8 protein-coding genes are annotated in these 13479 nt (G+C 48.0%); 4 read left to right on the forward strand and 4 right to left on the reverse strand.

The genetic code is table 11. The features are described from left to right. The first annotated feature begins 63 nt into the window (after positions 1-63). Positions 64-948: an AraC family transcriptional regulator gene (locus tag CIL02_RS09490; protein WP_094401175.1), complete on the forward strand. Its 885-nt coding sequence runs from the start codon at positions 64-66 to the stop codon at positions 946-948. A 585-nt stretch (positions 949-1533) separates the two neighbouring features. On the opposite strand, the gene CIL02_RS09500 is transcribed toward CIL02_RS09490, so the two are convergent. The 4 genes from CIL02_RS09500 to CIL02_RS09515 form a co-directional block, all read right to left on the reverse strand. Then, positions 1534-3675, reverse strand: coding sequence for a peptidylprolyl isomerase (locus CIL02_RS09500; protein WP_094401179.1), 2142 nt, complete (start codon positions 3673-3675; stop codon positions 1534-1536). Positions 3676-3812: 137 nt separating this feature from the next. Further along, positions 3813-5090 (reverse strand): hemolysin family protein, encoded by a 1278-nt coding sequence (locus tag CIL02_RS09505; protein WP_094401181.1) that lies wholly within the window; start codon positions 5088-5090, stop codon positions 3813-3815. 68 nt (positions 5091-5158) lie between these two features. Beyond that, positions 5159-5788, reverse strand: coding sequence for an LPS export ABC transporter periplasmic protein LptC (locus CIL02_RS09510; RefSeq protein WP_094401183.1), 630 nt, complete (start codon positions 5786-5788; stop codon positions 5159-5161). A 42-nt stretch (positions 5789-5830) separates the two neighbouring features. Then, complete coding sequence (locus tag CIL02_RS09515; RefSeq protein WP_094401185.1) at positions 5831-7132, reverse strand: hypothetical protein; 1302 nt, start codon at positions 7130-7132, stop codon at positions 5831-5833. 155 nt (positions 7133-7287) lie between these two features. On the opposite strand from CIL02_RS09515, the gene CIL02_RS09520 reads away from it, so the two are divergent. From CIL02_RS09520 to CIL02_RS09530, 3 genes are all read left to right on the forward strand, one after another. After that, a complete protein-coding gene (locus CIL02_RS09520; protein ID WP_094401187.1) occupies positions 7288-8454 on the forward strand; it encodes a DUF4105 domain-containing protein in 1167 nt (388 codons plus the stop codon). Positions 8455-8456: 2 nt separating this feature from the next. Beyond that, complete coding sequence (locus tag CIL02_RS09525; protein WP_094401189.1) at positions 8457-9866, forward strand: alkaline phosphatase family protein; 1410 nt, start codon at positions 8457-8459, stop codon at positions 9864-9866. 144 nt (positions 9867-10010) lie between these two features. Then, positions 10011-13445 (forward strand): preprotein translocase subunit SecA, encoded by a 3435-nt coding sequence (locus CIL02_RS09530; RefSeq protein ID WP_094401191.1) that lies wholly within the window; start codon positions 10011-10013, stop codon positions 13443-13445. Positions 13446-13479 lie beyond the last annotated feature (34 nt).

Below are 13479 nucleotides of genomic sequence, written 5' to 3' on the forward strand. Positions count from 1 at the left end.
GTAATATGGTAAAAAAACGATATTCTATAGTTTAATAAAGCTCATAATTATTATCTTTGCAGCATGAATTACTCAATTGACAAGCTCCACATATATACACTAAACGTGGGATTCGCCCGACACGATGGCGACTGGAACTGGAAAAACGTGCGAAGCCCCTTCTCACGTCTATACCTTGTGGTGGAAGGCAGGGCGCAGATTGCACTGCCCTCGGGTATATACGACCTCACGCCTGGACATCTGTATTATATTCCCGCATTCACCACCCACAGTTATATTTGCGACTCCCTGTTCTCACATTATTATATTCATATCTATGAGAACAACCTTGAGGCAGAAAGCATGCTCGACAACTGGGACTTCCCGGTGGAGGCGGATGCCGCAGAATACGACATTGAATTGTTCAAGAGACTCACATATATCAATCCGTTCCTGAAACTGCCAATGTCAAATCCTGAGATATATGATAACCACAAGACGCTTGTAAACAACATCGACATGAATATGCGACGACCATTCCACGACAAGGTGGAATCACGCGGAATACTATTCATACTGCTGTCGAGATTCCTCAAGATGGCAACACCGAAGGTGGAAACCCACGATGACAGGATAAGGTCAATCATATCACACATACGCAGCAAACTGTATGAAAACCATGACATTGACCAACTTGCCAAGTTTGCGTGCATGTCGAAAGACCATTTCATCAGAATATTCAGAAAAGAAACTGGCGAAACGCCTAATGCCTATATCACGAAAAAGAAGATGGAGGCTGCCGAACTACTGCTGATAACAAGCGAGGATTCCATAAAAAGTGTGGCAATGTCATTGGGATATAACGACTGCTCGTATTTCAACAAGATCTTCAAGAAATATTCTGGCATCACGCCTCAGCAATACCGCAAAACGCACAAGGAAGGCATTTCGCCAAAGACAATACTTTAATCCTTATCCTAAATTCCGCAACACTTTGATTTTAGCTTTGTTATAAGTTCCTGAGCAACAAAAATCTCTTGCTCATGGCAAGCGGCAAAGCCGAGCGCCCCAGGATTTTGTCATGTCAGATTTTTCACTTATCTCAGTGTTGCAATTCAAAGCAAGTATAAATCGTAACAAGACATGGCAAGATACAAATAAAATCAGAAAAACTCACACCAAGCATTGCAACCGCCAACGCAAAGCATTGCATCTGCCAACGCAAAGCATTGCATCTGCCAACGCAAAGCATTGCAACCGCCAACGCAAAGCATTGCAACCGCCAACGCAAAGCATTGCAACCGCCAACGCAAAGCATTGCAACCGCCAACGCAAAGCATTGCATCCGCCAACGCAAATGTTTGTGTGGAAAAGGCGCCTTCGTTTAGTAATCCTTTCCCATGTTTTTCCACAGAGCCCATACTTGTGGTTCTTTGTGCAAATATACAGAATTTTATGATACGAGCCAAAATATATCGTGAGATATGGAGTAAAAAAAAGTCAGGAAGGCAAAGCTTCCTGACTTTCTATAATATATATATAATAATGTGTATCTTAGAAGAACAGATAGCGGTTGTCAACAATGTTTGCCTTGATGACAAGCTCGCTCATGAAGTTGCTTGCATACTGCATAGCCTTCTGACGCAGACGAGCCTCCTGCTCCTTAACGTCAAACTTGCTTGCGTTCTGCTTCTTGTCAGTAACCTGGAACAGGTATACACCGGCATTACCCTTGACAGGGGCAGATACAAACTTGCCCTTGGCTGTTGCTGCAACGGCTCCGCTGAGGACCGGCTCACTGGCACCTGTTGTCTGAACAAATACAGGAGCAGCGAATGTCACCTGCTCGATGGTCTGAACCTTTGCACCCTTTGCCTTAGCAGCAGCTATTGAGTTTACGCCTGCAAGCTTAGCCTCAATCTGCTCAGCCTTCTTGTCGCGAAGAACCTCAGCCTTAACGATTTCCTTTACCTGAGCATCTGAAAGGTCACGGTAGCCTACAGGATGAACCTTTGTGCAGGCTACGAGCAGCAGGTGATCGTTGTCGCCACATTCGTACATAGGTGATACTTCACCCTCCTTAGCCTCCTCGAAGAGCCACTTGAGTGCATCACGTGTGGCACGGATATTGGCAATACCATGCTGTGTAGAGGTAACATCCTTCATCTCAAGGAACTTATAGCCGCTCTTTGCTGCGTTCTTGTCGATATCGGCAATAGTAGAGTTAGCACTTACAAAAGAGCTGAACTTGTTGTATGCCGTACGATAAGTGTCCTTAGAGAAGTCGATGACACGCTTGATAACAGCTGCCTGATACTTGGTAACCATAGCCCTACGGTCAGTGACCTGAAGGATAAGGTTGCCCTGAGCAAGCTCAATATTCTTAATCTCGTTAGGAGCCATGGTGTTAAGGCTCTCAATGTAGTTACGTGTATCCTTGTCCATGGAAGGAGCAGACTGATACTGGCGTGATGTCATCCATACCTGTTCGCCTGTCTGTCCATAGTTCTTTGCTACAACAGCGAAGTCTGCACCCCCCTTGAGGGCTGTGTAGATAGAGTCTGCGCGCTTATGCGCCTCCTCAACAGTATTGCCACCAACCTGAATCATGCGATACTGTACAGAGTCGGGAAGCTGCTGCTTGGCAATAAGACGGATAATATTGAGAGTGTTGTCAAAAGTATTCTCAACGGGTGCGGAAACCTGACCAACAGCCATAGAGTCGAGACGGGCTGCGATGTCTGAAGGATAAGCCTCCTTGGTGAGAGGAATGCCGAGATAAGGAACGGAAGATGTGCTCTTGCGAACAACATCACCGGGGTTCTCAGCCTCAGCGAGCTCCTTCTGATAATTATCGAAGTCCTTCTTCAGAGCTGCACGGTCAGCAGCAGAAGCCTTTACCTGAATGTCAATGAACTTGATGTCACGGCTCTCAACATACTGTGAGAAACGCTCCTTCAACTCACCATACTTTGCCTTGAGGTCAGACTCGGCAACCTGTACCTTGTCGTCCTGAATGTCGGAGTATGGGAATGCAGCAACCTCTACCTTCGACTCCTCGGTAGCATCCTTGAAAGCCATCTTTGCCTCAACAGGATTAGAGAGGAGGCAATGAGCGAGAAGTGACTGGTACTTCTGGATAAGGGTCTGCTGACGGAGGGTCTTCTCGATGTATGTCCAATACTTGTAAACAGTTTCCATCTGCTGAGCAGCCTGTGGGTTAGCTGTCTTAGCCTGCTTGTACTGAGCGAGGAACTGCTGCAGAGTGTTTACGTCGAAACGACCTGTCTGCCTGTTAACGAAAGGAGTGGAGATAAGCATCTGATTGGTACCCTGCTTGAGTATGTTCTGAACTTCCTCGTCGGTAACGGTAAGTCCCAGAGCCTCACACTCGTTAGCAACGACCTTGTACTGAACCATGGTCTGCCAAACTCCGTCGCGGAGCTGCGAGAGTTGAGCCTCGTTGAGGTTGTCCTGTCCCTGAAGCTTCATAGCCTCAGTAACTTCATCTACAAGCTTAGAGAAATCCATCATGTTGATTTTCTCTCCTAACACTTCGCCTATCTGCTGTCTCTGGTCATTGCGAGATGACTCGCAAGAACGTACCAGCTCTTCGGCAATGAACGCAAAGAGACCCAATCCGATAATACAGATGAGGACAAGTCCCTTGCTTCTGATTTTTCCTAATGCTGCCATTACTTTTTGTTGTTTTTATTGTTTTGTTTTATTCTTTATTCACAAAATTGGCACAAAAATACAAAATAATTATCAAACGAGGGAATATTTCGTTCGAAAAATGATTTTAGCCACATATTTTAAGCCCACAAAAGGCCTCATTTGAGCATTTTAAGCTTAACAAGTTCGATTTTGGTCATTGTATTTCTTAATATCTTGAATTCCATCTTGCCTATGGTTACAACCTCGTTGAGCTTGGGGAAACTCTCGTAATAGTGGAGGATGAGTCCGCCAATAGTCATATAATCATCACTTTCTGGAAGTTCAAGACCAAACATCTCGTTGACCTTGTCAATCTCAAGACGGGCAGAGAGTATATACTCCCCGTTTTCGGTCTTCTGAGCCACATACTTGGAACTGTCATGCTCGTCCTCGATATCTCCGAATATCTCCTCGACAATGTCCTCAAGCGCAACAATTCCGCTGGTTCCGCCAAACTCGTCAACTACTACGGCCAAACTCTTCTTCTGTTGCATAAAAAGACGCATCAGCTTTTGTGCAGCCATAGTCTCTGGTACAAAAGGCACGGAGATGATTTTCTCCTTCCAGCTTTCCGGTGAGCGGAACATCTCGGAGCTATGAATGTAGCCTACTACATGGTCGATATCGTCCTGGTATACAATTATCTTTGAGTTGCCGCTCTCGATGAACATTTGTTCAAGCTGCTGCAATGTACATGTCTCCATGTCAACAGCCTTTATCTCTGTTCGCGGTATCATACAGTCGCGTACCTTTGTATCTGTAAACTCAAGTGCATTCTGAAAAATCTTCACCTCGTCATCTATATCCTCCTCACTGCGCGCATTCTCTATACTGGTCTGCAAGAGATAGTCGAGGTCTACTTTAGTAAAGCCCTCGTCATCGCCAGACTCCTTCTCCGACTGCATGCCAAAAATACGCAGAAGCCACTTAGATATGAGTGTTGAGAACTTGCTTATTGGCCACAGGACAACGTAGAACAGATAAGCCAAAGGGGCAAACAATGCAAGAAGTCTGTTGGGATTGCTCTTGAATAGTGTCTTCGGCAGGAACTCGCCTGTAAACAGTACTATAAGCGTAGAGAGTATGGTGTCGGCAGGAACGGTAAAGGCCGGGTCCATACCTATGAAAATAGTGTTGTCAAACAGACGGGCAATGAGTATACCATAGATGACGAGAACGATATTGTTGCCGACCAGCATGGTAGAGACAAAGCCATTGGGATGTTTGTAGAAAAATGTCAGGAACCGCTGTGTGCTGGCGTTGCGTTCCTTGTCCATCTCGGCAAGCATGCGGTTGCTCGACACGAACGCTATCTCCATACCCGAGAAAAAGGCTGACAACGCCATGGTGAGAAATATGTATAGAACTAACGGTAAGTTGATTGATGACTCCATTTGCTATTGGGGTTATTATAATCTATTTTGTTATAGCAGACAAACGTCAGCACGCTCTGTTGCTCTCATTAATTAGCAAGCCCTCTCGTGCTGTGCGGCATGTGCGGGCTTCTCATCTCCTTCTGCAAAGAATCCTTAGCTTGCTTGGCACTATCGGTATCGTTGGCCGATCCGTCTATGTCCTGCTTCTCGAAGGCACCCTTGGAATTTGTCACATAATATTTCGTCATGCTCTCATTACTGCGGAAATAGCTTCCCTGCAACTCCCGCTCCGGAGTGACAAGATGTGAGTACACGTCTGAATAAAGTTCATGACGGCGCTCGTCCCAGTAGAGCTTCTCGCTGCTAAACCGCATTCCCGACTTGGTGAGTATTCTGACGCGTGAGCGCAGCTCCCACAGCTTCATCTGGTCGAAATAATATGCTGTATCACATTGTATGTACGACTCCACATGGAATTTCTCATCGAACTGCTCAAGGAACAATCCTTTGTCAAATATCCATCTTGAGGGGTTGCGTGCCTGGTTTACCTCCCATCTCTCTGTTACGATACGGTACTTTATGACACCAGAGTCCGAGATAAGCGTGTTCACCCCGTAGCTGGTCATCATGGCAACAGAGTCGCGGTCAAGAATGGCTGCGGCTATATGCTCCTTACGGTCCTCGCATGAGGAAAGCAAGGAAAACAACTGGCACATGAAAACAACATGCCCGAGGAGATAGACAACACGTCGCATGGGCTACTCAACCTTCCACTTTGCGAACCAGCGCTCGTTGAACGTCAGTCCGATATTCAGCATGAAAGTATTCTCTGTAATGAACTGTCCAGCCTTGAGATTTACCCACTTTCCGCTGATGTTCAGAATGGAGCGGCTATTGTATGCATTCATAATAGGAATACCAAATCCCACGCTTGCACTAAACTCCTTTGGTCCGTCCTGGTTGCCAATCTTCAAATAAGGCGAGGTATAGGAGACACCAGCCCTATAGCGGATGCGCTTGATGAAGGAGCGGCTCTCTGCTCCAGGACAAATCTCTGTTCCAAGGGTAATCTTATGACGGTCGTTGAACATTCCCTCAGCCATCTGATAAAGTACTGCACCATCGCCGCCTACAGAAACGGGATGCTTCACCTTTGACCATTGCTGGAGGTTATAGTCCACGCCCACCTTCACCTTATTATTATGGTTATACATAAAGCCTACGCCATAAGAGTGGGGTATCTCAAGCTGCAACTTATTGCCCGAGTTGGCACTGGAGGTAGTATCGGCAACACCAGTCTGGGTATTCTGCGATACTATTTCGAGCAATGGCTCGCCACCAATCTCATGACCAAGCGAATAGCTCAGTCCAATGGTCAGTTCATCTTTCTTCGACAGCTTGGCAGTATACTGCAAGCCAAAGTCCAACTTGTAGTTTCGCACGTCGGCCGTATAGCGTTTGACAAGTGAGTTGGCATAGCTGTCGCTATAACTGTTGACAACAGTACGTGTATATCCTCCCCAAAGATAACCGACATTTGCGCCAATGGAGAGACCACGCAAAGGCTGCCAGCCTGCACCAAGATACACGAGGTGAATGCCTCCCGTACCGGAGTAGGTATTGGTGGCTACAGTCTTGTTGCCATCATTAAGCTCAACCGTCTGCGAGTAGTTGTAACCGACATTAGTATATGGAAGAATACCAAAGCTCACACCCAGATGCCTGAAGGCACGGAATGCGGCAACAGCATACTCAAAATCCGCATTGTTGGCATTCAGCTTCTTGCCACCTTCCTTGAAATTGGTTACCTGCCCAGACATACCGACATCAAAAATGAATGTAAGGCTATCTATTTCCGAATATGATGCAGGATTGAGATGATTGACCTGATTATGCTCATGAAAGCCAAGTGCAAGTCCGTTCATTCCACGGTTGAAACCACCAGACTGCTCGGACAATTGCCCCAGTCCATATTGGCTATATGGCGAATTGGTGCCACTCTGAGCAAAAGAAGTCAGAGCTACCGAAAGCAAGGTGGCGAAACACAGAAATTTTCTCATTTGATGAATATAATTTGTTCGCATTTTCAAATTTGATTGCAAAAGTATTGAAAAAATTCGATATAAACGCACGTTAAGTCAGAAATATAAGTTATTTTTGCATCGTGAAAGGTTTTAAATGTATTTTAGGCATAGTTTGCCTACTTGTCTGCACAATGGCACAAGCTGCCAAGACAGCTCCGGCTGACAGCCTTGAAGCCAATGAATACGACGGGATAACCATCTCGCTGCTCACATGTGGTCCTGGTGAAGAAGTCTACACCCTATATGGGCATACGGCCATTCGGATCTGCGACACGACAAGACATGCCGACATAGTCGTCAACTACGGAATGTTCTCGTTCAGGCAAAACTTTTTCGTTGCAAGGTTCATCCTCGGACTGACAGACTATATGATTGGCATAACATCATTCAGCAATTTCGTTGACGAGTACACATACGAGGGGCGATGGGTATACGAGCAGGTGCTGAACCTTAGGCAGGAAGAGAAAAAAGCTATTATTGCAGCAATTGACGAGAACAGCAAGCCTGAGAATGCAACATACAGATATAACTGTTTCTATAACAACTGCACGACAAGGGCCCGTGACATTCTGACAGAGAACATATCCGGCAAGGTCGGATATGCTCCCGAGACATGGGATGCTCCAAGCTTCAGAGACATGTGTCACAGCAAGACTGCAGACCACAGATGGTCATCATTCGGCAACGACCTGGTGCTGGGAGTAAAGGCCGATCTGAAGACTGACCGTTCCGAACAGCAGTTCCTGCCGGAGAACCTTATGCGGGACTTCTCGGAAGCAACCATTACCGACAGCAACGGAGAGACACGCAAGATGGTCCGGGAAGAACGATACATCATATCACGTGATATGGCCGCCGGAATAAGACCTCAAACAGCAGACGGCTTCCAAGCCATAACTCCAAGGATGTGTGCCTGCCTGATAGCTATTATTATAATAGGTGTAACCATCTACGAGGCGAGGAGGCGCAAGACCTTCTGGATACTTGATGCTGCAACACTCGTAGCAACAGGACTGGCAGGCGTGGTATTGTTCCTGATGATATTCTCACAACATCCAACTGTGAGCCTCAACTTTCAGATTCTCATCCTAAACCCAATATCGCTCATTGCCCTTTACCCCATGATAAAGTTGGAGAGAAAGGGTAAGATACACTGGTGGCACAAAGGACAAACAGCATGCCTGGCACTCGGCATAGCAGCAGGCCTCGTGCAACACTATGCTGAGGGTGTTCTGATTTTGGCATTATCTTTGCTGATAAGGAATACCGTGATATTGATGCGAAATAAAAAGCAGTAAACATGAACCGCTATATAGCCATAATAATTGCGGCGCTGACCGCTACAGAGATGCAGGCATTCCAGCTTGCACCAAGACTTGTCGTCAACATCACAATAGACCAGCTACGTACCGACTATATCGAGGCGTTCTCCCCACTCTACTGTCAGGGCGGACTGCGCAAGCTGTTTGCAGAGAGCATAGTCTACGATGCAGCAAGCTATCCGTATGCGCCTGTCGACAAGGCTTCTGCCGCCGCTACATTGTCAACAGGCACAACACCTTACTATCATGGAATAGTGGCCAGCAAGTGGCTCGACCGCTCGACGCTCAGACCAGTATTCTGCATTGAAGATAGCAAGCACTATCTCTCGCCAGCCAAGCTTGCCACGTCAACCGTTGGCGATGAGATGAAGATAAGCAGCAACGGCACAGCCATAGTCTACTCTGTTGCAGCCGACCCCGAGACTGCCATTCTCTCAGCAGGCCATGCCGCCGATGCAGCTATATGGATAGACGGGAAAACAGGCAAATGGAGAACATCGACATACTATGGTGCTACACCGCCTGCATGGTTCAAGGCGTACACCTCCATATCAACCCAAAGCATCAAGGACAAAACTGCGACCAATGATGCCATTGTCGACATGTCTCTTCAGGTGATAAAGTCTACAGCAATGGGCAAGGATGATACATCAGACATGATAAACATCACCCTTGCCGCAACCCAACCCGATGGCACGGCCGTAACAGACTGGAAGACGGAGATGGAGAGCGTGTACATGAGATTGGACAAGACGCTCGAAAAACTCATCGAAGGCATAGAGAAGGAAATTGGCAAGGAGAATGCTCTCTTCGTCATAACAAGTACAGGATATGCCACGGAAACAGTTGCCAATCTGGAAAAATACCGCATTCCCACAGGTACCTTCTATATCAACCGCACGGCCAACCTTCTCAACATGTACCTTAGCGCCATATATGGCCAGGGAATGTATGCCGAGGCTTGCTTCCGAAATCAGATATATCTGAACCACAAACTCATAGAGCAGAAAAGGGTAAGCATATCGGAAGTGCTCAACCGTTCACAGGAGTTTCTCGTGCTCAGCTCTGGAATAAGCGATGTATATACCAGCGAGAGACTTCTTGCCGGCAATAATGACATTCTAAAGATAAGAAACGGCTTCAACCCTAACCTCAATGGCGATATAACCATCGAGGTGACACCGGGATGGAGGCTGCTCAACGAAGACACTCAAGAGACATTCACAAGCCGCTCCGGATTTGTTCCCTTCCCTATCATTATTTATGGAGCAGGAACAAAACCGCAACGCATAACAACACAGGTTACGGTGGACAGGATAGCTCCCACCATAGCCAAAAGCATTAGGATAAGGGCTCCCAACGCCTGTTCGGCAGCTCCGCTTTTCTGATTACGCTTATTTGGAGGCAACAGGAAAAGCAGAGATGCGACACACTCATTTGACAAATTATTTGGAAAAGAGTGCGTTTTACGGATTATTATTATTAATTTTGCACCCTATAAGACAATAGAAAACAATAACAATATCACAATAATGAACTTCAACAAATTATTAAAGTCATTGTTCGGCGACAAATCAAGCCGGGACATGAAACTGATCCAGCCTCTGGTAGAGAAAGTCAAGGCTGTTTATCCCGATATTCAGAAACTGAGCAACGACGAGCTGAGAGCCAAGACTAAGGAGATACAGGCTTATGTGCAGGATTCTGCAAAGGAGCAGAAAGCCCAGATAGAAAAACTCAAGGCAACTATCGAAGACACCCCTATCGATGAAAGGGAGGAGATATTCAACCAGATCGACAAGCTCGACAAAGAGGTGCTCGAGATTTACGAGCAGGCTCTTGATGAGGTTATGCCAACAGCGTTCTGTATCGTCAAGGACACTGCAAGACGATTTGCCGAGAACGAGGAAACTGTAGTTACGGCAACCGACTTCGACCGTGAGCTGGCAGCAAACCCGAAGAACGACTTTGTAACAATTGACGGAGACAAGGCCATATACCACAACCACTGGACAGCCGGAGGCAATGACCTCAAGTGGGACATGATACACTACGACGTGCAACTCTTCGGCGGTATAGTACTGCATCAGGGAAAAATCGCCGAGATGGCAACTGGTGAGGGAAAGACCCTCGTAGCCACACTCCCCGTATTCCTGAATGCCCTCACAGGCAATGGTGTTCATGTCGTTACCGTCAACGACTATCTTGCCAAGCGTGATTCTGAGTGGATGGGACCACTCTACATGTTCAACGGTCTTTCCGTAGACTGTATAGACAAGCATCGTCCCAACTCAGCAGACCGCCGCAAGGCTTATCAGGCCGACATCACATTCGGTACAAACAACGAGTTTGGTTTCGACTACCTGCGCGACAACATGGCCATGTCACCCGCCGACCTCGTACAGCGCCGCCACAACTATGCCATTGTCGATGAGGTCGACTCCGTGCTTATTGACGACGCACGTACTCCGCTCATCATCTCTGGTCCTATCCCTAAGGGCGATGACCAGATGTTCGAGCAGTATCAGCCACTCGTAGAGCGTCTGTATGACGTACAGCGCAAACTGGCTACGGAGTTTCTTGCCGTAGCAAAGCAGAAAATCGGCGAGGGACAGAAGGCCAACGACCAGAAGCTACTCGACGAGGGCTTCCTCGCCTTGTACCGTTCGTACAAGTGCTTGCCCAAGAACAAGCCTCTCATCAAATATCTCTCTGAAGAGGGTATCAAGGCTGGTATGCTCAAGACTGAGGAGATTTACATGGAGAACAACAACCGCAGGATGCCTGAGGCTGTTGAGCCACTGTACTTTGTCGTTGACGAGAAACTGAAATCTTGCGACCTTACCGACAAGGGTACAGAATGGCTCGCCCGACAGGTTAACGACAAGGACCTTTTCGTGTTGCCCGATATAACAAGCCAGCTCTCGGCTCTTGAGAACGAGGCCGGACTGACAGACGAGCAGCGTATCGACAAGAAGGATGAGCTGCTGGCATACTATGGCGTACAGAGTGAGCGCGTGCACACGCTGCAACAGCTCCTCAAGGCATACACTATGTTCAACAAGGACGACGAGTATGTTGTCATGGACGGCGAGGTGAAGATTGTTGACGAGCAGACTGGACGTATCATGGAAGGCCGCCGCTGGAGCGACGGACTGCATCAGGCTATCGAGGCCAAGGAGCACGTGCGCATAGAGGCCGCCACACAGACCTTCGCCACCATCACTCTCCAGAACTATTTCCGCATGTATCACAAGCTGGCGGGTATGACCGGTACGGCAAGCACAGAGGCTGGAGAGTTCTGGGATATCTACAAGCTGGATGTTGTTGAGATTCCGACAAACCGCCCCATCGCTCGTAACGATATGGATGACCGCGTATACAAGACCGCACGCGAGAAGTACAGGGCCGTCATCGACGAGATTGAGGAGATGAGAAACCTTGGCCGCCCGGTACTCGTCGGTACCACCAGCGTGGAAATATCCGAGTTGCTGAGCAAGATGCTCAACATGCGCAAGATTCCCCACAACGTACTCAACGCCAAGCTGCACCAGCAGGAGGCACAGATTGTTGCCGAGGCCGGACAGAGCGTAATGGGCAAGGTATGGAAAGTTGGCGACAAGGTATACAGCTCACAGGCAGAGGCCATGTCTACATCAAAGACTTCAGGCTCAAGCGTGACAGAAGAAGAGCGGCTGCTTGGCGCCGTGACCATTGCCACCAACATGGCTGGCCGTGGTACCGATATCAAGCTCAGTCCCGAGGTTAAGGCTGCTGGCGGTCTTGCCATCATCGGTACAGAGCGTCATGAGAGCCGCCGTGTTGACCGTCAGCTCCGTGGACGTGCAGGACGTCAGGGCGACCCGGGCTCGTCCGTCTTCTATGTATCTCTTGAGGACAAGCTCATGCGTCTGTTTGCCTCCGAGCGTATAGCGAAGGTTATGGACCGCCTTGGCTTCGAGGAAGGAGAGCGCATTGAGAGTCCTATGATATCCAAGAGCATCGAGAGAGCACAGAAGAAGGTTGAGGAGAACAACTTCGGTATACGTAAGCATCTGCTTGAGTATGATGATGTTATGAACAAGCAGCGTACCGTCATCTACGAGAAGAGACGCCATGCTCTTATGGGCGAGCGCATCGGCATGGATATTACCAACATTATCTGGGACAGGTGCGTAGCCATCATAGAGCGCAACGACTTCGAGGGTGCTAAGGAGGAATTCCTCAAAGTGCTCGCCATGGAAGTACCTTTCAGCGAGAACGAATTCATCAATACTCCCAAGGGCGAGCTTGAGGAAAGGGCTTTCCAAGCTGCCATGGCAGCATTCAAGCGCAAGACCGACCGCATCCAGGCTGTTGCCTACCCCGTAATAAAGAATGTTTATGAGGCTCAGGGTGACCAGTATGAGTTCATCATGGTTCCACTCACCGACGGACGTCATATCGTACAGGTAAGATGCAACCTCAAGGAGGCTTACGAGCATGAGGCTCGCAACATCGTCAAGGAGTTTGAGAAGAGTGTGCTACTGCATATCATCGATGACAACTGGAAGGAGAACCTCCGTCAGCTTGACGAGCTGAGACACAGTGTGCAGAATGCTTCTTACGAGCAGAAAGATCCGTTGCTCATTTTCAAACTTGAGAGTGCCAAGCTGTGGGATGACATGATTAACGACATGAACAACCGCACGGCAAGCGTACTTATGAGGGGACAAATTCCTGAGATGCAACAGGAAAACGTACAGGAGGCACAGCCCGAGCGTAAAGCACAGCAGCAATATGTTGAGACCAAGCAGAACCTTGACGAGAGCGCGGAGGCTCAGCGTAAAGCGGCCTCACACGACACAAGGGAGCCTGTGCAGCGCCGTCCGCAACCAATCATTAAGGACAAGATGCCGAGACCTAACGACCCGTGTCCATGCGGTTCAGGAAAGAAATTCAAGAACTGCCACGGCAGAGGATTATAACTGCATTACGGCCCCATCCCCGCAACAACATTTG

This window comes from Prevotella sp. P3-122 (assembly GCF_002251365.1).
Taxonomy (GTDB): Bacteria; Bacteroidota; Bacteroidia; order Bacteroidales; family Bacteroidaceae; genus Prevotella.

Excerpts from the sequence above, each read along its gene's own strand:
- CIL02_RS09490 (WP_094401175.1), top strand. The coding sequence starts at position 64 with ATGAATTACTCAATTGACAAGCTCCACATATATACACTAAACGTGGGA.
- CIL02_RS09500 (WP_094401179.1), bottom strand. The coding sequence starts at position 3,675 with ATGGCAGCATTAGGAAAAATCAGAAGCAAGGGACTTGTCCTCATCTGT.
- CIL02_RS09520 (WP_094401187.1), top strand. The coding sequence starts at position 7,288 with ATGGCACAAGCTGCCAAGACAGCTCCGGCTGACAGCCTTGAAGCCAAT.
- CIL02_RS09510 (WP_094401183.1), bottom strand. The coding sequence starts at position 5,788 with ATGTGCCAGTTGTTTTCCTTGCTTTCCTCATGCGAGGACCGTAAGGAG.
- CIL02_RS09515 (WP_094401185.1), bottom strand. The coding sequence starts at position 7,132 with ATGAGAAAATTTCTGTGTTTCGCCACCTTGCTTTCGGTAGCTCTGACT.
- CIL02_RS09530 (WP_094401191.1), top strand. The coding sequence starts at position 10,011 with ATGAACTTCAACAAATTATTAAAGTCATTGTTCGGCGACAAATCAAGC.
- CIL02_RS09525 (WP_094401189.1), top strand. The coding sequence starts at position 8,457 with ATGAACCGCTATATAGCCATAATAATTGCGGCGCTGACCGCTACAGAG.
- CIL02_RS09505 (WP_094401181.1), bottom strand. The coding sequence starts at position 5,090 with ATGGAGTCATCAATCAACTTACCGTTAGTTCTATACATATTTCTCACC.